Annotated in this window: 13 protein-coding genes and 3 pseudogenes; 6 read left to right on the top strand and 10 right to left on the bottom strand. The window is 58.9% G+C overall.

The window, feature by feature from the left end:
* Positions 1–399: 399 nt before the first annotated feature.
* Positions 400–564: pseudogene (locus tag IB265_RS37930) on the bottom strand (Tn3 family transposase); the annotation flags it as partial.
* Between the two features lie 55 nt (positions 565–619).
* Positions 620–1,201 (bottom strand): recombinase family protein, encoded by a 582-nt coding sequence (locus IB265_RS35220; protein ID WP_192496124.1) that lies wholly within the window; start codon positions 1,199–1,201, stop codon positions 620–622.
* 165 nt (positions 1,202–1,366) lie between these two features.
* Between IB265_RS35220 and IB265_RS35215 the strand changes: the two are divergent.
* A pseudogene (locus IB265_RS35215) lies at positions 1,367–3,472 on the top strand (Tn3 family transposase); the annotation flags it as partial.
* A gap of 84 nt (positions 3,473–3,556) precedes the next feature.
* Here IB265_RS35215 and IB265_RS35210 read toward each other — a convergent pair.
* Positions 3,557–4,906, bottom strand: a complete 1,350-nt coding sequence (locus tag IB265_RS35210; protein ID WP_192496113.1) for a transposase — start codon at positions 4,904–4,906, stop codon at positions 3,557–3,559.
* A gap of 191 nt (positions 4,907–5,097) precedes the next feature.
* A complete protein-coding gene (locus IB265_RS35205; protein ID WP_192496112.1) occupies positions 5,098–5,694 on the bottom strand; it encodes an imm11 family protein in 597 nt (198 codons plus the stop codon).
* A 647-nt stretch (positions 5,695–6,341) separates the two neighbouring features.
* Between IB265_RS35205 and IB265_RS35200 the strand changes: the two genes are divergently transcribed.
* Positions 6,342–8,255 (top strand): adenylate/guanylate cyclase domain-containing protein, encoded by a 1,914-nt coding sequence (locus IB265_RS35200; RefSeq protein ID WP_192496111.1) that lies wholly within the window; start codon positions 6,342–6,344, stop codon positions 8,253–8,255.
* Here IB265_RS35200 and IB265_RS35195 read toward each other — a convergent pair.
* The 6 genes and pseudogenes from IB265_RS35195 to IB265_RS35170 form a co-directional block, all read right to left on the bottom strand.
* A complete protein-coding gene (locus IB265_RS35195; protein ID WP_192496110.1) occupies positions 8,252–8,710 on the bottom strand; it encodes a YHS domain-containing (seleno)protein in 459 nt (152 codons plus the stop codon). The two genes, IB265_RS35200 and IB265_RS35195, sit on opposite strands and share 4 nt — an antisense overlap.
* 374 nt (positions 8,711–9,084) lie before the next feature.
* Entirely contained in the window at positions 9,085–9,441 is a 357-nt protein-coding gene (locus tag IB265_RS35190) for a hypothetical protein (protein WP_192496109.1), read from the bottom strand.
* Positions 9,442–9,828: 387 nt separating this feature from the next.
* A pseudogene (locus IB265_RS35185) lies at positions 9,829–10,224 on the bottom strand (transposase); the annotation flags it as partial.
* Positions 10,225–10,307: 83 nt separating this feature from the next.
* On the bottom strand, positions 10,308–10,991 hold the full coding sequence (locus tag IB265_RS35180) for a hypothetical protein (protein WP_309140588.1): 684 nt from the start codon (positions 10,989–10,991) through the stop codon (positions 10,308–10,310).
* A gap of 174 nt (positions 10,992–11,165) precedes the next feature.
* Positions 11,166–12,047, bottom strand: coding sequence for a TniB family NTP-binding protein (locus IB265_RS35175; RefSeq protein WP_113398910.1), 882 nt, complete (start codon positions 12,045–12,047; stop codon positions 11,166–11,168).
* A gap of 6 nt (positions 12,048–12,053) precedes the next feature.
* On the bottom strand, positions 12,054–13,670 hold the full coding sequence (locus IB265_RS35170) for a Mu transposase C-terminal domain-containing protein (RefSeq protein ID WP_192496108.1): 1,617 nt from the start codon (positions 13,668–13,670) through the stop codon (positions 12,054–12,056).
* 263 nt (positions 13,671–13,933) lie between these two features.
* On the opposite strand from IB265_RS35170, the gene IB265_RS35165 reads away from it, so the two are divergent.
* Genes IB265_RS35165 through IB265_RS35150 form a run of 4 tightly spaced genes read left to right on the top strand, consistent with a single transcriptional unit; the run spans position 13,934 to position 20,396 of the window.
* The gene (locus tag IB265_RS35165; protein WP_192496107.1) at positions 13,934–15,133 is read left to right on the top strand and encodes a DUF6361 family protein; all 1,200 of its coding nucleotides are present in this window, start codon (positions 13,934–13,936) and stop codon (positions 15,131–15,133) included.
* Complete coding sequence (locus tag IB265_RS35160) at positions 15,130–16,935, top strand: phospholipase D family protein (RefSeq protein WP_192496106.1); 1,806 nt, start codon at positions 15,130–15,132, stop codon at positions 16,933–16,935. Before IB265_RS35165 ends, IB265_RS35160 begins: the two co-directional genes overlap by 4 nt.
* A gap of 2 nt (positions 16,936–16,937) precedes the next feature.
* On the top strand, positions 16,938–19,895 hold the full coding sequence (locus IB265_RS35155; RefSeq protein WP_192496105.1) for a DEAD/DEAH box helicase family protein: 2,958 nt from the start codon (positions 16,938–16,940) through the stop codon (positions 19,893–19,895).
* Between the two features lie 48 nt (positions 19,896–19,943).
* The gene (locus tag IB265_RS35150) at positions 19,944–20,396 is read left to right on the top strand and encodes a hypothetical protein (protein WP_192496104.1); all 453 of its coding nucleotides are present in this window, start codon (positions 19,944–19,946) and stop codon (positions 20,394–20,396) included.
* Positions 20,397–20,488 lie beyond the last annotated feature (92 nt).

Raw genomic sequence — 20,488 nt, 5'->3', positions numbered from 1 at the left:
ATTGCCCGATTGGTGCGTTTAGGGATTCGGGCTTTTGCAGCCTCCACTCGTTGGCGTCAGGACGCGTAACAACAGTTCATCTCCTCGGTGCAGAAGTTCGATGATGGATCGCCGCGCCGTCAGCCCGCGCGTAGAATGCCGATTGGACGACGGTGGTTACGTCGCCCTGTGACCCGCCCAAGCTTCAGGAGAGACAGGCGCTCAGCTGTTTCGAAGCCAATCCCGGCGCGTCACAGCGCCCGCCGACGGTCCCGGGCGGCGCTGCCAGATTGCCCAAATACCCGCATGGCATCCCCGCAGCGCGTTTCAGGCTCTGGCCCGTATCGAATTGGCAGGCAGCGTTTCGTCAATCCATCGCGGTGGGTTCTGCGTCTGTTCTGCGAGTTGGCCAAAATCAGCTTCGGGCCGATCAGGCCACTGGGGCAGGAAGATGGACCGATTGATGCGTCCGATGTCGCGTAGCGCGAGGGCCAATCCATTCTGGCGCGGGAATACGGACAGCTTCGCCAGCAGGGTCGACGGGCGGACCTGACCCGAGCGGATCGTCGTGACGAGGCGCAGGATGGCGTCACGAGACGAAAGTGGTGAACCAGTCCGACTTTTGAGAACGATCCGGAACTCAGGTTGGTTTAACCGTGGATGTCGTTGCTTTTTCGGCCCTGAGAGCTTCGTAGAGGGCGGTTTTGCCGATTTTCACGCGGGCCGCGGCTTCTCGCACGTTGAGCCCGGCCGCCAGATGCTGGCGCGCCTTGGCGAGCTTCTCGGGCGTCACGACCGCCTGACGCCCGCCGCGTCGGCCTCGTTCCTCTGCGGCTTGCAGACCGGCACGGGTTCGTTCCCTGATGAGATCGCGCTCGAATTGCGCCAACGCGCCGAACAGGTGGAAAACCAGGCGACCGCCGGGTGTTGTGGTATCGATGTTTTCGGTAATGGATCTGAAGCCCACGCCTTTGGCTTCCAACTCGGTGACCATCTCGATGAGATGTTTCATCGATCGGCCGAGACGGTCAAGCTTCCAGACCGTGAGTGTGTCACCGTCGCGCAAGTAACGGATCGCTTCGGCCAACCCCGGGCGATCGGTTTTCAAACCCGATGCCTTGTCTTCGAACAGTTTCTCGCAACCCGCCTTGCGCAAGGCGTCGAGTTGCAGTGCCGTATCCTGATCCCCGGTGGAGACCCTTGCATAGCCTATGGCGGTCATAAGGCGCGATTTGTCCGTTTTCCCGTTGAATTCGGACATTGTCCGATTTGCCGTTCTAGGGCAAGGTTTGCGGACAAAATCTGGGGACGCCGCGAAACGTTCGTTTGTCGGACACGCATTTTCCGGTTCGCTGCACTCTCCGCAACGAAACCGGAAGATCAGAGAATGGCGCGAAGAGCATTACTGAGCGAGGCATGGTGGCAACAGGCGACGACCATCCCGGATGACGAAAGGGAGATCGCCAAACATTATACGCTGGACCGCTCGGATCTCGACCTGGTCATGCGGCAGAACAAGGCATCAAACCGGCTGGGTCTCGCCTGTGTTCTAGCCACACTGCGATATCCGGGCCGGCCGCTTGCGGACGGCGAGATCCTGCCGTCTGGCGTCTTGCGGTTTCTGGCGCGGCAGATCGGCGTCGATTACCGTGAGATCGATCGTTATTTCGAGCGCCCGCAGACACGACGCGAGCATCTTGCCCTGCTTTTCGATCGAATGCAGATGCGCTCTTTTGCGCCTGCGGACGTGCGGACGCTGACCGGCTGGCTGACGCCTGCCGCGCAAACCCTACGCCAGGCCGATGCATTGGCGGATATGGTGGTGGAGGAACTGCGACGTCGGAGAATTCTCCTGCCAACGCGGCCGGCTCTTGAAGCCATCATTCATGTGGCGATCAGGCGCGGCATTCGTATTGCTCATCGAGCCTTGGCTGGTGGGATGTCAGAAGGCCAGAAGCTCGATCTGGACAAGCTTCTCGACCGGCGTGAGGGGACTAGCGTGACCGTCCTTGCCTGGGCAAGAACACCGGCATTGTCGCCAGCCGCAATCAACCTCGACAGGATTGGCGAGCGCATTCGTTTTCTCCGGTCTCTGAACCTGCCGACGACGTTGATGGAGCGCATTCCAGCCAAGGCCTTTGACGAATTCGCCGCAGAGGGGACGCGAATGAGCGCGCAGCATCTGCGCGACCTTAATCCCGAACGCCGGCATGCCGTTCTGGCTGCGGCGGTGCTCCACCTTTCCCGCCATCTCACCGACTGCGCCATCGATATGTTCAAGAAACTCATGGGCATCCTGACGAGGCGAGCCGATAACCAGGCGGCCGCTCGCGCCACCCGATCCGTCCGGGAAGTACAGAAGCCACTGAAGGACGTGTCGAAAGTCTGTCATGTGATCATCGAGGCCAGAGAGAAAGGCGAGGACATCGCCAAAGCGCTCGAACGGGTCATCCAATGGCCAGCCTTTGCGACTAGTGTCCAGGCGGTCGATACGCTGATAGCACCGGATGTCATCGATGGTAAAATTGAAATGCTCCAACGCTATCCGACGATCCGAAAACTGGCGCCGCAATTCCTGTCGACACTCGTGTTCCGCGGTCACGCCGTGGCGGCGAATCTCCTGCGGGCGCTATCCGTGATCGCCGATCTCTACCACACAGGCAAACGAGTGATTCCGGACAAGTCGCCGATCTCCTTCGCGCCGAAAGGCTGGATGCCTCTCATATTACAGGATGGCAAGATCGATCGCCGGGCCTACGAACTCTGCCTGTTCAGCGAACTGAAACGCCGGCTTGATGCCGGCGATGTCTGGGTAGAGGGGGCTAAGCGCTTCCAATCCTTCGAGAGCTTCCTTATCCCCACGCCGACATTCGAACTGATGCGCGAGGAAGGGCCGCTCCCGGTCGCTGTCGATATCGACGTGGAAACTTACCTCAGCCAGCAGCGCCAAATCCTGAACAATGGGCTGGCGGACCTGTCCCGTCTGGCCGCCGCCGGCGAGCTCAACGATGTTGAATTAACCGGAGCGGGGTTCAGCGTCACGCCGCACAAGGCCATGTTCCCAGACATCGCCAAATCACTGAAGCCGAAGGTGGAAGGCCGTCTGCCTGCAATCCGCATCACCGATCTTTTGCTTGAGGTGGACGCCCGCACGGGATTTTCCAATGCTTTCACCCATTTGCGCAGCGGTCGGACGGCCGATAACAAGCTTGCGCTCCTCACAGCTATCCTGGCAGACGGCATCAATCTTGGCCTTACCAGGATGGCGGATGTTTCTCCCGGAATAACGATGCGCCAGCTTGCCTGGGCGCATGACTGGCATATCCGTGAGGAAGGTTACACGGCCGCGCACGCCATTCTCGTCAACGCCCAGAGGCAATTGCCTCTGGCAAGCGTGTGGGGCGATGGAACAACGTCATCCTCCGACGGCCAGTATTTTCCGGCGGGCGGACACGCCGAGGCGATCGGCGACCTGAACGCCCGCTATGGTCCGATTTCGTTGAAAAAGTCGGCGTGTTCTCAGTCGATGCCTTGATGCGATGGCGGGTCCTGCGGATTTTGTGATGGGTCGTCGCCGTTATGCCGGCTTGGGTGCAGGCATCGGGATCAGTTTGGCGAGCTTTCTGAGGTTTTGGGCGGTGGCTGCGAGATGGAATTCATCCCTTGCGCCATTCGGTCCTCGCAATCGCAAGCGATCCAGCTTGAGAATGCGTTTGAGATGGGCAAACAGCATCTCGATCTTCTTCCTCTGCCGTCTCGATGTGACATAGGCTTCCGTCTTGGCGATATCGCGAGCCATATCCCGCGCGCCCTCATGGATTGATCGTGGGACCTTGCGTGCCGGTTCCTTCGGGCAACATCTCGCTTTGAGTTCGCAGACCTCGCAGTCGTATTTGCTGGCGCGGTAGAGAAGCTGGTTGTCGTTGACGATCGTACCGCTGGTGGTCAGCACCTTGCCTGCCGGGCAGCGGTAGATGTCATTCGGCCGATCCCAGGTGAAGTCCCTGCGGGAGAATGTGCCGTCCGTCCTTGCGGATTTATCGAAGACCGGAATATGCGGCTCGATGCCTTGTTCGTGCACAAGCCAACCGAGCATCTCCGCCGATCCGTATCCGCTATCAGCGGCCAGCCGAGCCGGATAAAGGCCGAACTCCTGTCTGGTGCGCTCTATCATACGCTTGGCGGCTGTCACTTCTCCCTGGCGAATGGCGGTTGTCGCCTCGACGTCGACGATGATCGCGTGGTCGAGATCGATCATATAGTTGGCGGTATAGGCAAAGAAGGCCGCGCCCCCGTTGGCGGCGGTCCAACGAGCTGCCGGATCGGCAGGTGAGATGAACTTCGGTGTGACCGCGGTCGCTGACCCGAACGCCGCGTCATCCAAGGCTGCGACGTATTCCTTGACCGCACGATTGGCCGTTTCCGGTGCGCTCCAAGTGGCTCCTTCGATACCGCTTTGGCGATTGGCATCTGCCTTAATAAGGCTGCCGTCCACCGCAAAGCCCTCACCACCAACAAACCCTTCCTCCATGCAGCGCGACACCACCATCTCGAACACGCGCCGAAAGAGATCACTCTCGCGGAAGCGCCCATGACGGTTCTTCGAAAAAGTGGAATGATCCGGTACGCGGCCATCAAGACCGAGCCGACAGAACCAGCGATACGCCAAGTTCAGATGGACCTCGTCGCACAGTCGGCGTTCCGAACGGATGCCAAAGCAATAGCCGACAAGCAGCATGCGGATCATCAGTTCAGGATCAATCGATGGCCGGCCCGTGTGACTGTAAAAACTGGCCAGCTCTCCTCGAACTGCGGACAGATCGATAAAACGGTCGATCGCGCGAAGCATGTGATCAGCGGGGATGTGGCCTTCGATTGAGAACTCGTAAAACAACGCGGCCTGATCGACTTGCCTGGGTCCCAGCATCTGCTTCGCTCCACTTTAGAAATTGGAAGTGAATCAGTGATTTGAAGTGCAGGCAACCCCGGAGTTTTTCAACAAAATCGGCCCTAAGCCGACACTTTCGTGTCTGCCTGCCGCCAATACTGCGCAAGTTGTCCCCAAGCAGTCGCCGGTGATCGGTGAAGGCAACGTCCCGATTCGGCTCGAAGCAGTCCTCAGTCGGCTTCTCGAAATTGCTGATAGTGTGCGCCGGTAATGCCGACTGCGTCCAATTCGGCCTTTAGTCTTTCGCTTATTGCCGGGTTGGGCATCACAATGAATTTGTCGATCCAGACATGGTGATCGCCGATCTGTGAACGGTTGAAGACAAGTTCCTTCTTGCTGCCATCCAGAAACCAGACATTGCGGAATTCGAACGTCGTTTTCGCGCGGTCAACTGTATCCAGGCGATTGCAGGGGACGAACCAGAGTCGGTCGGCGGCATGACTACCATCTTCCCACACAAGCTCGATTGGAAAGAACTGGTGGACGTTCGGTTCGAAACTTTCGACAACGTCTCTGAACTTCGCGCTCACAAGCAAACCGAATGCGTCGTAAATATCTGGAATTGGCCGTTTGGGGCCTGAGAGCATGATTTTCGTTGGGACGTATACGGGTTCAAACGGCCTGCCATAATACGAATAGCCTGGCCGAACTCGAACGCCACTATCCCGAGTAAGATCGACAACTTGTATCTTGCTGACGTCCCCGTTCAGAGCGCGGTAGGTATAGCTGTAAATCTCTTCGTTCTTGTGGCTCAGGAAATAAACCATTGGCCCCTGCTCGTCGTCCAGAACGACGGTTTTGCTTCACACGTTCACGACGCTGCAGAATAGGGATTCTTGCAAACGCCGCAATGTCTCCTCCTTGGCGCGCTCCGGACGTGACCGCTCGAATAGCAGACTGACTGCTTCCAGGAACTAATGCGGGTGGTGTGGACGACCGGCATGACGGCGCGAAGCGGAAATCATTTCCGCTGTTTGGCCCATTCCAGACCTTCCGGTGCATGCACAGCAAAGGGCCTTGCGGCGATACAATGCCTCCGACTTCTGCTATGGTGCATTCCTCGGGCATAGGTGGTCTTAACGAACGCCGTCGTGGATCGCAAGCTTGCTGCCATTCTTGCTGCCGATGCGGTGGGCTACTCCGCGCTGATGGAGCGTGGCGGCCAAGCAGGCGGCCGACGCGCGCATGTGGGCCGGGTTCCATTTTCGCTCCGATGTGGTTGCGGGCCAAAAGATCGGTGAGGGTGTGGCCGAGCAGGTCATAGCGTTCGCGGTTCCACCGCCCCAGCGGTGGGCGCGACGCTCGCCTTCGATTGGGGGCTCCTTGGGGCTAAGCACTACGGAGCCGTAGGTTCCGTAGTGCTTAGCCCAGAGCTATCGGAAAAGGTGGCCGAAGCGCACGGGGGAGAGTCGGATTGTCAACCGAGCATGTAGAGCGGCGACTTACGGCTATTCTAGCAGCCGACATCGCCGGCTACAGCCGGCTAATGGGCAACGACGAGGAAGGTACGCTCGCCCAGCTTAAGGCGCTTCGGCATGCTCTGGTCGACCGAAGGATCAACGAACACCACGGTCGGATTGTCAAGACCACCGGCGATGGGATGCTGGTCGAGTTCGCGAGTGTGGTCGAGGCCGTGCGCTGCGCCGTCGAGATCCAGCGCGGCATGGCGGAACGAAATGTCGCGGCGCCGGCAGGACAACGTATCGAGTTCCGCGTCGGCATTAATGTCGGTGACATCATCATCGAGGGTGACGACATTTTCGGGGACGGCGTCAACGTGGCGGCTCGCTTGGAGGGTCTCGCGGAGCCTGGCGGCATCTGCGTGTCGGGCCGCGTGCAAGAAGACGCGCAAGGCAGGCTTGACATTGCCTTTGAGGATATCGGCGAACAGAAGCTGAAGAACATCGCTCGGCCGGTGCGCGTATTTCGCGTGCGGCTCGACGCCACGGCCGCTCCGGCGCGCACCCGCCGGCGCCGTGGATTGTTCGCCGCTCTGGCTTTGATGATTTTGCTTACTGGAGGCGCGCTGTGGACCGGTCTTGGCTCCGAGTGGAAATTTCTCAGCAATCTGCGCCTTGGCGATCAATTCACAAAAAGTGCTGAAGTCGGCATGAAACCCGCGATCGCCATTCTCCCGTTCCTGAACCACAGCGACGATTCGGCTCGTGAATATTTCGTGGATGGATTGACGCAGGATATCATCAACGCACTGGGTCGGTTCTCCGCGCTGACCGTGATGTCGTGGAACGCTGTAGCCCCCTACAAGGGAAAGCCTGCAAGCCCCGAGGATATTGGCCGCGGTCTCGCTGTTAGCTATCTGGTAGAAGGCAGCGTCCGCCAGACCGGCGACCGTGTACGGGTCATCGCGCAACTCGTCGACACAAGGCAGGGACGAGTGCTTTGGTCTGCACGCTTCGAGGAGGCGCTGGCGGACGTGTTTGCGCTGCAGGACATCATTGTCACTGACATTGTCAGAGTCCTAGCGATACGCGTGACGCAGATTGAACAAAATCGAGTGTTCGCAAAGCCAACCGAAAATCTCGCAGCCTATGACTACGTGCTCCGCGCTAGGCCGGCATTGCAGCGACCGACGCGGGCAAACAATGTGGAGGCGCGCGCCTTGCTCAGACGCGCCATCGAGCTTGACCCGAACTACGCTGCGGCCTATGCGGCACTCGCCGAAACCTATCACCTTGCCAGCTCGATGGGCTGGGCGGAATCGCCAACCGCTTTCCTGAGCCGTGCCGAGGAATTGGCAATCAAGGCGCTGAGCCTTGATGATTCCGACGTGCGCGCGCGCATCACTCTCGCCCACATCCACCTCTTTCGTCAGAGATACAACCAGGCAGAGGTTGAGATCGAGCGCGCCATTGCGATCAATCCGAACGATGCTCACGGCCTCGCCGGGCGCGGCACCATCCTGTTGTGGCTAGGACAGACGGATGCGGCGATCGAGGCCTTGGAGCAGGCGCAGCGTATCGACCCCGATCTCAATGCGATCGATCGCTTTGCGCTGAGCCTGGCCTACTATCTGAAACGGCGTTACGACGCCGCGATCGAACAGGCGGAACTTAGTCTTCGAACAACCGCAGGCGCAAACTTCAGCCGTATCCTGCTGGCGGCCGCCTATGCACAAGACGAACGAGCGGAGGACGCCGCGCGTGTCGTGACGATGATACGCCGCATCGACCCAACCTTCGATCCGCAGGAGTTCGGAACCAAGTTTCTAAGCTCTGGCGATCTCGAACATCTGCGCGACGGATTCCGCAAGGCCGGCCTCTACCCCGTCTCTGGCGACCTGCCACCGGCCGAGAGAATGAACCGCTAATGTGAGTGAATTAGCGCGCGGTTCTCGTTGGCCTTCGCGATGTTCGCAGCAAGGTCCTGCTGGAAGAGCGCGGGTCCCATCGGGGCCGGCTTGCCGAAAATATAAAGCTTGCCGTCGCTGATCAGCCAGTTCTCTGGGTTGGCCTCGGTTAGCCCGCCCTCGGCCAGCGCCATCGCACAATAGTTTCCGAACTGCGGCGCGTAGCGAACAGGATCGGCCTTAAAAAGCTCGCGATGCTCGGCATTCGCGAAGAGATAGCGGTGCTCGTCCCATTCATACTCAATCTCCGGCAGCCCGCGCGTGGGGCTTCCGGTGGTGAAATAGGCGACCGGGTCATAACCCTTGATCGCCAGCGGAACCGCTTCCGTGGCAAAAGAGGGCATCGAGGTCGCAAACAGGGCGGCTGTGACCGCCAGAACGAAGCGAATGCCATTTCGCCGAGAGACATTGTGCATGGCGAATTCCCTGATTTGCCCGTCCCGGGCCGCTACCAGCCCCGCGGCAAGCGAAGCCGTCTGCGTCATTCCGTTCGGGCACTAATTATCGCTCTTGTAGCGCTCGGCCGCAACACGTTTCGGAGATTTTCGGAGTTCGAGTGTGGTGAGGCCGGCACCCATTGCAGGGGCGCCGGCCTCCATTCTTCGTCTGCTTAGTCCGCGTTCCGGACGTGACCGCTCGAATAGCAGACCGATAGGAACTAATGCGGGTGGTGTGGACGACCGGCATGGCGGCGCGTTCCGGACGTGACCATTCGAATAGCAGACCGACTGCTTCTAGTACTTGATGCGGGTGGTCTCAACGACAGGGATGACGGCGCGCTGCTGCCATTCTAGTGCAGCGATGCGCGTTTCTGGTCAGAGTTGCGATCTTCTTTGGTCAGATATCGCATGCCATGGCAATGTCTGCACTTCGTCGGCAGATAGCCCCGACCGTTCTTGACGATCGGCGCATCATCCGGATTAGCGACGGTCTCTAGGCCTTCTGCCTGGCAGGCCGGGCATGGTTCCTTATCCTTTAGCCATTCCTGCTTTCGCTCGAATTCCACCAGAATCGAACGGAGCTGTCGTTGTGTGCTTGCATCAAGACGATTGAGATCCTTCCCTTCAAGCAGGGTCCGGATCAATCCTTTGGTCCAATCGTCGAAACGATCGGGCTGCAGCTGCTCAAAGTATTTGCGCCAGTTCATTGCAAATTTAGGTAGCAGCAACGGTGCTTCGGGCCAAGTCGGGAAAATTACACAGAACCGCTTGCCGGGGGCAGTCGGTCCCGGTTTCCGCCCTTTGGGCGGCGCTTCTCTAATCGGCGTGGTGAGGTCAAGCAGTTTTCGAGCTTTCCACTTGTGCGGCGTTCAACGTCTCTTCGCGGCCCGCGCTTCTCTCCGGGATCGGCCCTCGGCCGTCCCACCATGGGGTCCAGTAGATGATGTGGTCCAATCTATGCTGCATCCTGATGACGTATCATCGGTATAGCGCCGCCCACGAACTCACATCACCATCGTCCGCGAAGGACGTCTTCCGCTGCGAAGCGGAACTTTGAATTTCTCTTACATCGATTGCCCTGAGAACCGACTACTCTACGCGGGCATGGCGCCGGCCGTCGCCTCCCGCGTCCAGCGGAATTCTGAGCCGTCCACCCACATCCGATGCATCACGACCGCAAGCCTGCGCGCCAATGCAACGTTGGCTTTCTTTCTGCCATGCCGCCTGGCAATGCCCATTGCCCATGCTTTGAGCCAACACCATTTCACCACACGTGTCAGCATCGTCTGCGCCGCCTCGTACAGAAGCGCTCGCATCATGGCATCGCCGCATAGGGAGACATGACCGATCCGTTTGCTTTCGCCGGACTGGTTGAGCACCGGCGTGAGCCCCAGTACGGCTCCCACCGCCCGCGAATGGCGGAACCGGCTGGGAATGTCGATCGTCGAGACATAGGCGAGCGAGACAACCGGCCCGACCCCGGGCACCGTTGTCGCTTGCCAGTTAAAAGTGAGAATGCGGCTGTTTCGGCTTGGTTTAGCATTTAAAGCTGAGAATCTGAGCGGCCGGATTCTCAAATTAACTGCAACTGCGAAGACGCCATTGATCGGCATGTATGGGTTATGATCTCGTCGATAGCGCCGCTGAATCGCGCTTTGTTCGCACCCATCATTTGGCCGCGTAGCATTCGGAGTATCTCCGGTCCGGCCCGCTCGACGATGGCCACTCCGGCCAGCAGAGCTGGTCGCAGATGCAGCGGTAGGATCGGATTAGCCGGTGTCGGCAGGCTCCTCTGTTCGACGACATCATCGAGATCTGGAATGATTGCGCCGAGCACCCTGAATCGCCATGGTTCGTATCCTCGGGAGATGGGTCTCGTCACGCGTCGCATCAGCAGAAGGCGCGCGATTTCGGCGGGTGATGTCCAGGTTCGAACACTGCGCTCGGCTTCATTGTCGAGGAGCCGTTCTCCTATGAGCGCGGTCCCATGGTAGCGGCTGAACGGAGAGGGGCGGTCATGCCCGCCTGGGTGCCGGAGCAGGCCGCCGCAAAGCGGACAGGTGATGCGCCACCCGAGAAGCTGGCTTCGAAGAACGGGCCTCAGTTCGTGGTTGGCCGGATGACAGGCTGAGCAAGACTGCAGCGGCCTGGCTGCAATCAGGCGTCGCGACGATTGCGCGATATTCGAAAAGGTCATGCGGCACACGGTGGCCGGTTCGGTGGAGAACATGGCGGCGAGGCGGATGACCCTGATCACCGTTCAGGTTGCGATCGACCGCGTGCAAAGACGGCGTCTCTGGAAGACAATGCCGAAGCATAACAAGTGGCGGGACCGCATAGAACTCGGCATGCCGGCTGATCCACGACGACAGGAGTTCGTCGGCGTGGAGCGCCAGTGTTACCGGCAAATTGCCGCGAGGACGTTTCCGTATCATGCGAAGGCTGCCTCAGCATCAAACTCCGGCTCCCATTTCTCGATGGCTGCGTCCGTAATCCTTTCTTGGCCGCTTTCGATGGCCTCGATGGCGAGTGAGTTGATAATGTGGAAGATGTTCGCAGTGATGCCTTCGGTGATCTGCAGCATCCGCCGCAGCGATTTCGCGGTCAGCACCGACGGCTGACGCAGCGGCGTGTTGCGCAGGATCAAGGCGATCAAGATTTCGAACTGCTCGTTGGCGGCCCAGCGGCTCAACGTAAACTGCTCGAAGCGGCGGGCCAATTGCACATCACCGCCGATGGCTTCGCGGGCGTCATTGACCCCGAAGCAGACGAGAGAGATCTGGAGGCGGTTACTAAGAAAGCGCAACGTGTTGAGGACAATACGCTGCTCGCGGTAGGTTCCGGCGAGAATATTATGCACTTCGTCGATCACCAGAACCTGCACACCGATCGCTTCCATGATCCGCAAAGCGGCCTGCTCCATCTGCGCGATATCGGCGCGTGGCCGCTGCGGTGCGCCGAGCAGGGTCAGCAGTTCGGCGTAGAACCGCCGTTCGCCTGGCCGGCTGGTCATCTCCATGGCCAGAACCGGTGTCTTCAGCTTACCGGTAACCGAATTGAAGCTTGGCGGGTGCTGGTCACGGAAGCGCTTCATGATCATCGTCTTGCCCATGCCGCTGTCGCCATAAATGGCGATGGATGGCATTCGCGTTCCACGTGGATGATCGAGCAAGAGGTTCAGTCGATCGAGCACCTGCTTTGCACGCGGATAAACAAGCCAGCGGCGCGATCTGATCGCGCGGATGCGCTGTTCGTCGGCTTCAGCAATCAGCGCCGCGGCGCTCGCGGTCAGGTGGGAGAGTTCGGTGTTCATGCCAGCTCACTCCGTGTCCTCGTCAAAGTCCACAGGTTTGCTGGAGTCGACCCCGCGAAGCGAGCCCCATCCGCCGTCATCCACCCTCGTTTTTGCGCTGCCTGGACGGCCGCGTCGCGCAGCCGCCGTCTTCTTGACCGCTGCATCCACCAGTTTGCGCTGCTCAATCGCAGTGCCAACTATGGTACGGGTGCTGACTTCCTGTCGTCCTTTCGCCAGCAGCGTACGGCGCGCCGCCAGTGCTTCGTGCAGTGTCACCGAAGGCAAGGTAACATCGGCATAGCGGGCTTCCACGAAGTTGCCCGACGGCCGCCGGACGAAGACACGAGCCATGTCCCGCGGGTCGTATTTGACGAGCAGGCGACGGATCGCGCGCCCGACGTCGGCGCTGAGTGCGGCGGACCAGTAGCGTAGACCAAACAGATGAATTCCGGTTGGCCGCAGCGTGCGCTCCTGCTCGGGTAGGAACGTCAACCAGAAACGCATTCGATCTTGTGGTAGTCGAAGCGGAATCTGGTCCTCGTGATCGCGCCACACGGCAATTGGCGGACGGCCCAAGCTGCTGTGGATCGACTGATGGTAGGAGCCGACGATGTCGAGGGCGATGTAACGCTCTAGTTCGCGCAAGGTGAGCGCCGAATGCCGCTTCGAATCATATTCGCCAAGCTCCTGCGCATTGCTGAATGTGGTGCCGGGCAGCAGGTGGAGTTTTCCCATCTGTGTCCCGATCAGGCGCTCGATGTGGCCACCGAAGCGCGGCTCTGCCGGCGGGCGCCATTCGATCGCGATGCCGGCATCCTCGCACCCTCGCTTGAAAGCACGACTTCTAAAGTCGGCCCCGTTGTCGACGTGCAATGTCTCTGGCAAGCCGGCGACGGGCCACGCTTCGGTGATCTCGCGCTCCCGCAACCAAGCCGATTTGTCGAAGACGGAGTGCAGCAAACAGAGACTGGTCGACAGCCGGGAGGGTGCATCCATCGTGAGGTAGAAGCCCGTCACCATACGGCTGCAGACATCCATCGCCAGCGTCAGCCAGGGCCGGCCGATTGGCTGCCGGGTTTCCTCGTCAACGACGAAGACATCCGCCTTCGTGTGATCGACCTGTACGACCTGCAAAGGTCGGGAGGCGGCAAACACCCCAGGAACGGCCTGGGTCTGCTTCACGATGTCATTTTCGCCGCGGCGCTTGGCGCGCTTCTGCAGGTCGATGTCTTCGAGACGAGTTTTGATCGTTCGGCGATGGGGCGGCCGGAGACCGGCTGACAGGCAGTTCGTTTGCACATCCCGGACCAGCTGCGAAACGCTTGGCCGGTTTCGTGTCAGATAGTATCGGCTGATCGTGTTGCGGATGATCTCTTCCCGCTTGTCGTCAAGAACCCGGTGCCCATCTGGTCGACCGCGCCTGCGGTCCACCAGTGACATGACCGTCCCACCGGCCCGAAACAGCTTGATAAGGCGGTACGCGGTTGCCCGACTGGTCTCGAGCTCGGTCGCGAGCAGTGCCACCTCTGCTGCCGTCATTTTGCCAGTCCGGTGCTTCAGGAATTCCCGAACCGCTTCAGCGCGTCGGCACGCTTCGTCCCAAAGCGCTTCATCGACTTCGTCGGGATATGGATCACTCATAGCGGGAACACCGTCGATTGTCTCGACCGCATGGTTCTCACATTAACTGCCAAATTCCAAGCCCTACTCTCAAATTAAGTGCCCGTTCTCAAATTAAGTGCCGCGGCTTCTCATTGAAATCGTTGCGATGAGAGTCTCATGATTAAGTGCAAAACGACAGTTTGATCAGCCCGCAACTTTCGCGCTTTAAGGTTGATTAAGCTCTTGGAAATATGATCGGCCGCTTGTAACCTCCCTTGTGGGGAAGGGGCTGTGTGCTTGTGATGCGCAATACCGACCCGGCCATTGGCTGGTTCACGTTGTCCGAGTCAGATCGTGCCTCTGCAGCACGATATCTCGACATGCTCTCAACGATGGATACGCGCGACGAACTTGGTTTCGGGGCGATGCACTTTGCTTATGCTGATCGCTTCTTTCCCGGAACTTCGGTGCAGCACGCGCGGCTGCGTTATGTTTTTTTCGTCGCTTGGACCTATGAAGAGTTACGTCAAGCGACTGCTGGCCAACCGTTTCCGTTCGAGATGATGAAGGGCATAGAGGAACGATACTCGCGTCGGCTGATGCAGACTGTTCCGGTGCTTCAGAACTCGGGCATTTCGGGGTGGATGAAGTACCGGGACAACCAATTACCGGTGGTGCCCGCCAGTCGGATCTATTGGAGTTCACTACGGTCTTGGCGCCTGCTTAATCCCGTTCACGAACGCCACGATCCACCTAGCCAGAGAGATTTGCATCGATCTTGGCCGAGATTGGTGCGTTACGAAGATGGGGGCGACAGCGCGCGTGCTTCCTCGGCTATCCTCTTCGACGGCTTGCCGGCCGCGCCTCCTGATTGGCGACAGAAGCGTGGCCGATTACCTTTCGAGCTTACCCATGATGAGGCCGCCTACATCAGACACAGATGGCGTTCGGTAAGAGCAATCGATGGAGAAGCGCCCCTTCTCAGCAAACTTGTCGAGGCTGGCATAACACCCATGTCCCTCTGGTCTGATAAGATTCAAAAAGTGGCTACCCCCCGTGAACGCTCGGCGCTTTCCTATGCGCGGGGTGCGGCGTCCCTTGCCTGCATAGCGCGCGCTGCGTACTCGGCACTCGTTGAACAGAGACGAAATCGTGATCTTGACCGTAGTGACAGGGTCCATTTCGACGCGCTGCCAGAATTGATCGACGCGCATCGTTCGCAAGTACTGGAGCTTAACGTGGAAGGTTTGACCCGAGATGCCTCGCTAGACACCGGGCTCTATCTATTCCTGAAACGAATTCAATCGTGGGTAAGCCACAAAGATACGCTTGCCGATATCGAACCTGCGATCGTTCGTCACGAACAGGACCTTAAGGATGATCGTGCCTATTTGTCGAATGAAACACGCCGCGCTGATTGGAGCAAGGGCATCGCAGAGCCACTCGACTACCGTTGGTCAACGGTGCGAGGCCTCATCTCGGAGGTGCTTGAGGCGGCATGAGCTTTGAGCGAACCAATCAAATTTCGATCTATGCTGCCCTCAGCCCGCGTTCGGATCAGGTTGTCTCAAGGGCAGTGGTGACCACTTATTCGTTGGACCTCGTAGCGATGCTGGGACTGGTTCTCAGCTTGGGTGGTCAAGGCGAAGCAGAATTCGACGCAAGCCCCCTCGGCCTCGTAGATGCGTTCGAGAGGGTCCGGGGAAAGCTGCTCGTTATGCACCAGCTAGGCAGGGTAGCAGTGCCTTCGAGGCATCGATCCATTCTTCCACTGCTCGACACGATGCTGCACGCAGTGTCTGCAGACGAACGGAAGGCGAGCTGGCACCCTAAGCTGGCGCTAGCGCGCTACGACTCCAAAGTGGGCGCGCAGTGGCGTTTTTGGATCGGAAGTCGGAACCTGACTGGATCGACCGACCTTGATGCGGGGCTGCTTCTCATTGCAGACCAAGGGAAGGGCGGTCAAGTGCTCGGGGATATCGCCGAACTTGCCGCTGGCCTGCTGCAAGAGGCGCGATGGTCTCCGAGCGAATTGGCCGAACTTGGCAGACTGAAATGGCGGGGGCCTCCAGGCGTGGTCGTGCGGCGCCTGTTCTGGCGACGTGTCGGGGAGGAACGCTCATTTCTTGACATTCCGACATCTGGGAAGCCGGAGAAGCTCGTCTGCGTCTCCCCGTTCGTGAACCGGCAGGGGCTGCGTGAGCTTCGCAAAGCTATACCGGTTCCAATGACGCTGCTCACGACGGCTAGGGCAGCTTCGGACTGCGCTGGGTTCGAAGGAGTTGAATTTCGTATCGCTGGAACGCCGGAACCAGAGGCGCATGTTAGTGCGGACATTTCTCACAACGCCGGGGAGGAGGAATTTGCTTATGCGCCCACCCGTGGAGTGCACGCCAAACTGATCATGACCCTCGGCCGGAAGACGGCAGATCTATGGCTGGGAAGCGCGAACCTGACCCGCCATGGCTTACGGGGTCCCAATGCAGAAGCGACTGCCATTGTTAAACTGTCGAATCCGGAAATCGCTGAGAGCCTCAACACGTTCGTTCAAACGAGCCTAGATTTCCGTATCGATACCGATGATCCAGAGCGGCTAGCCAGCGAGCAGGCGCGGCGCGCGTTAGACCAATATGTCTCCAGCCTGCTCGAAAGTTCCATGGTGCTCAGGGAGAGTGGGGACAGCCTGCTCCTCGAGGTAAATCCCAATTTTGATCAACTCCTCAGCGTCATTCAAATCTCCGTCGCCAGCTTTGTATTGCGAGACACGTGGGTGGATTGGGAGACTGGGATGGCATCTATCCGGCTCTCCGACAGGCCACCGCTCCGCGAGCAGACGAGTCTTGTCACCTTCCGTGTTCGCAGCCGGCGCGATCCCGTCATCGAGCGGACTTGGACGCAGCGGGTCGAATGGGCCGAATTTGACAGCACGCGCCGTGACCACGCACTGCTTGCTCACTATATCGGCGCGCCACGATTTCGCGCGTGGTTGCGCTCACTCATGGACGATGTTGACGCGACCAGCGGCGAGCGATGGAGCGATATCGGGAAGGGATCCGAATATCGCGGCCGAGAGGGAAATCCCTTTGCAAGCCATTTCACCTTAGAAAGCTTGCTCGCGAGGTGGACACGGGATCCAGATGCTTTCGAGGCGAAGGTATCGCATTTGGCAACTATGTTGGCGTCTTTCCGCGAGGCTTTCGAAGACTTGCCCGACGAAGAGGAACGGATCGCAGCTCTAAAGGAGCTCGATGAGGTCGAGCCGTTTCTAATGGCGATGATCGCCGCTGTGATGATGGAGAACTAGGGATGTTGGAGCCCTTCCAACGCGCGACTGTCGAGGCGGCAATAGCCACCCTCTCGGGAAATGGGCCTCGTCGGTTCCTGATTGCCGACGAAGTGGGTCTCGGAAAAACAATGATCGCGCGGGAGATAGCCCGCGCCTTGAAAGGTAAACGGGCGCATTTCAACGTACTTTATCTCTGCCCAAGTCTCGAAATAGTGGGGCAGAATCGAGCGAAATTTATTGAACTGACCGGCATTGAAGAGGAACAGTATACACTTGGTGAGGACAGACTCAGTCTGGTTTCCGCCAATCCTCCTCAACGGGGCGACGGGTTTCGGATTTACGCCTTTACCCCCGAGACAAGCCTGCCCGGCTGGAAGCCGGGGATCAGAACTGGAAGGAAGGCAGAGCGCGAGCTCATCCGCCGTATAGTCGATCCCTATCCGCCTCTGCTCAAACAGCTGTTGGCGTTGGATAGGGCGCGCAAATCAAGGCCACTGCTTCCCGGGTCATCAGGTGACCTGAGTGGTTTTTCGCGGAAGGGCCTTGATCGGGCGCTGCGAGATGTTTTTGCCTGCGAAAAAAAACCATTCAGCGTTGTTGTCCGCGAATGGTTGGAGAGGGGCGATACGGGCATCGCCGAGTTTATTGGCCGGGCGCGGTCAGCGATGGCGCTCGCGACACTTCGCTCGGGCGAGCACCGGCCAGATCTGATCATCCTCGACGAATTCCACCGTTATGCGGACTTGATCCTTCCGCAACCGGAAATGAGCGTAGCGCCGATACGCCGTGAGCGCGCACGGATACATGGGCTGTTAATCGAAGCACTACTTAACGGCCCACAGCGTCCCGGCATTCTCCTATTGTCGGCCACACCATATCGACTACGGCGCCTGAGCGGCGAGGACTTGCATCCGGTCGAGCACTATCGCGCTCTAATTGACTTGGCGGGCTTTTTGACAGCCAATCGGGAGAAGCAGAACGAAGTCGAATCGGCGATGCGCGCCTATCAAGGTGCGTTGCGTGGCAACGACCAGCCCGGTGAAGTCTCCGAGGCCGTCAAATGCGCAAAAAGACGAATCGAGGCGGTTCTCCGGCCGGTAATAGCTCGAACCGAGCGGGCACTGGTCCATGAAGACGACCTGTTCAACCGCCCCAAATTTCCAATCAGGGTCGAGTCCCGCGATTTGGAGATTTTTCGCCATTTCGCGCGATCAATATCGGGTGCAGATGGGAAATTAAGAGGCTGGGCCCCGGCCCTTTGGAGCTCGGTTCCATATCCGAACCAGACATTGCATGGGTATGCCCTTTGGCCGACCATTGTGAAGGCTGGTCAGCCCCCGATTGAACTGAACGGGCGCGACCCGCCTGCGCATCCTCAACTTCGCGAACTAGCAAAGATTGTCGGGGACGCACGCCAATTGAGTTTGCCCTGGCAGCCGCCGACGCTGTCGTGGTGGCGTCTTGAGGGCCCTTGGGCAGACAACAGCTTTGCGCCAGGCAAGACACTGCTATTCAGCAAATGGCGCGCGGCGCCCACTGCCATTTCGGCAATCCTGTCGCTTCACCTGGAAGAAGACGGCCGGGCGCGCCGGGGAGTGGCCAAGAGATCAAAGCCAGCTCTTCTTCGGCCTGGCGGGGGTGATAGTAGCGCCCTCGTGGGCTTGTTTATGCCCTGGCCGACACTCGCTCACGCGATAGAGCCGCTCAAGGACAGCGATATCTCACTCCGGCATGTCCGAAGGCGCGCACGACGAGATCTTGAAACCTTCCTAACTCACCGGTTGGTCAGATTAACCGGGGCTCGTAAGCGCCCCATATGGGAGGTCGCGTGTGGTCTCGAACGTTATCTATCGCAACGTGGCTTCCAGAGGCTGCTAGGCGCGGCTAGACAGGCGAAAACAGGCAAGGGCGGTCGAATGTGGTCCGAAATGGCGGGCATTGCCGAAATTTCACCGGCGGAGCTCCATGCCCTCGCCGATCACCTATTGTCGGCACCTGGTTCTATCCTAGCGAGGTGCGCGAGACGGCACAATGTCCCGACAGATTCAGCGGCGGCAACGCGGTCGTTGTTTCAGTTCTCATGGGGACGTCTACGAGGGTATCTCGGGCATCGTTCCTTCGCCCGTTTAATCGGCCGCTCGTCCAAGCTAAAGCGCTATCCGGAAGTGCTCTGTGAGGCAACCTTGAAGGGCGGTTTTGAGGCCGTCCTTGACGAGCAGATGAGTGTGTTGTGCGATCTTGGCGGCATCCGACCTAAGCAAATACTGAAGGAGCTGGAAGAAAGCCTCCTCGATAGGCCCGGTCGCGTAAGGCTTCGTCGCAAAGGAAAGGTCGCCGACCGCATCTCCGTGCAAGCTGTAGTCCCTTTTAACGGAGGAGAACAACAGCGTGCCTCGAAGAAGAAGGGTGGCAAGATGCGCAATGACGCCCTGAGAAAGGCGTTCAACTCGCCATTCTGGCCACACTTGCTTGCCACTACGTCAGTGGGGCAGGAAGGACTAGATTTCCACTTATGGTGCGATCGCATAGTTCACTGGGATCTTCCGAGCGACCCCGTCGATTTTGAACAGCGCGAAGGGCGGATCGCACGATACGCTAGCCTGACCGTTCGACGATCAATTGCAAAAGATCATGGTGAGCGCGCGCTGGTATCAGGGGATGCGAGCAGCGCAAGCCCATTCAGCCAGTTGCTGAAAACTGCGCGGGAGCAGCCATCCACACATACAGGATTGGAGACTTGGTGGCTGCCGCGCCACGCCAAGCCAGTGAGCGTCACGTTCGACTGGCAATTCAGCCTAAAGACCGCCCGTAAGGAGATGATGCTGCAGGATCTGTTGTACTACAGACTTGGACTTGGGCAACCCGACCCGGAGGCATTCATGAAGATGCTGAAAAGGATCGATGCGTCTCCAGCACTGGCTCGGAGCCTTGCGATCAATCTCGCCGCCATCGGATCGGAACACGCGCCCGATCACTAGCGAGGAACTCTACGGCGCGGTTTCCTGTCTCGCACAAAGGGTATGCAAATGACAATCGATCTTGGAACGCTGCAAGCGATGAGTCCTGAGCGGCGCGCACAACTCTACGAGAATGCGAGAAGAAAGCGAGATGATGGCGGTCAAGCCATTATGGACCTTATAGACGGTTCTGGTCTGCCTCTTCGTTCCGGCGGTATGACGCTGCATGATCCAGTGTATCTCAAGATGGAAGAGATTATTTGGTCCCCGGCGGGGCAAACGCGACTTCGCGAAGCAGTCGAACAGGGGTTGCCGGCGCTCGCCGGCGTAGAGCCAATGATCCGGGAGGCCCTGGGAGAGCGTTACCATCCACATGATCTGGGTACCGCGAGTGCCGGAGCGATAGTTGCGGAAGTGATGCGTCATCTGGGATTTACGCAAGCCGGCACGGGTAAAATGCCGCAAGGTTCCGTGGCCAAGACAGCAAAACTTTGGGCGCCGAAACCGCGTCGCTCTCTATGAACTCGCGCCCCTTAGCATCTTTGGTACCTCGCGCGCTGATTCTTCCAGAGTTGCCATAACTCGGTTCACCTGGTCTGGCCTCGAAATTGTGC

It is taken from the genome of Ensifer sp. ENS10 (assembly GCF_014852025.1).
GTDB lineage: Bacteria > Pseudomonadota > Alphaproteobacteria > Rhizobiales > Rhizobiaceae > Ensifer.
Note: the sequence above shows the minus strand (reverse complement) of the source record. Positions and strands in the feature narration are given on the sequence as shown.

Bases quoted from the DNA above. Each gene is read 5' to 3' on its own strand.
- IB265_RS35220 (WP_192496124.1), bottom strand. From the start codon at position 1,201: ATGACCGCCATAGGCTATGCAAGGGTCTCCACCGGGGATCAGGATACG.
- IB265_RS35210 (WP_192496113.1), bottom strand. From the start codon at position 4,906: ATGCTGGGACCCAGGCAAGTCGATCAGGCCGCGTTGTTTTACGAGTTC.
- IB265_RS35205 (WP_192496112.1), bottom strand. From the start codon at position 5,694: ATGGTTTATTTCCTGAGCCACAAGAACGAAGAGATTTACAGCTATACC.
- IB265_RS35195 (WP_192496110.1), bottom strand. From the start codon at position 8,710: ATGCACAATGTCTCTCGGCGAAATGGCATTCGCTTCGTTCTGGCGGTC.
- IB265_RS35190 (WP_192496109.1), bottom strand. From the start codon at position 9,441: ATGAACTGGCGCAAATACTTTGAGCAGCTGCAGCCCGATCGTTTCGAC.
- IB265_RS35175 (WP_113398910.1), bottom strand. From the start codon at position 12,047: ATGAACACCGAACTCTCCCACCTGACCGCGAGCGCCGCGGCGCTGATT.
- IB265_RS35170 (WP_192496108.1), bottom strand. From the start codon at position 13,670: ATGAGTGATCCATATCCCGACGAAGTCGATGAAGCGCTTTGGGACGAA.
- IB265_RS35165 (WP_192496107.1), top strand. From the start codon at position 13,934: ATGCGCAATACCGACCCGGCCATTGGCTGGTTCACGTTGTCCGAGTCA.
- IB265_RS35160 (WP_192496106.1), top strand. From the start codon at position 15,130: ATGAGCTTTGAGCGAACCAATCAAATTTCGATCTATGCTGCCCTCAGC.
- IB265_RS35155 (WP_192496105.1), top strand. From the start codon at position 16,938: ATGTTGGAGCCCTTCCAACGCGCGACTGTCGAGGCGGCAATAGCCACC.
- IB265_RS35150 (WP_192496104.1), top strand. From the start codon at position 19,944: ATGACAATCGATCTTGGAACGCTGCAAGCGATGAGTCCTGAGCGGCGC.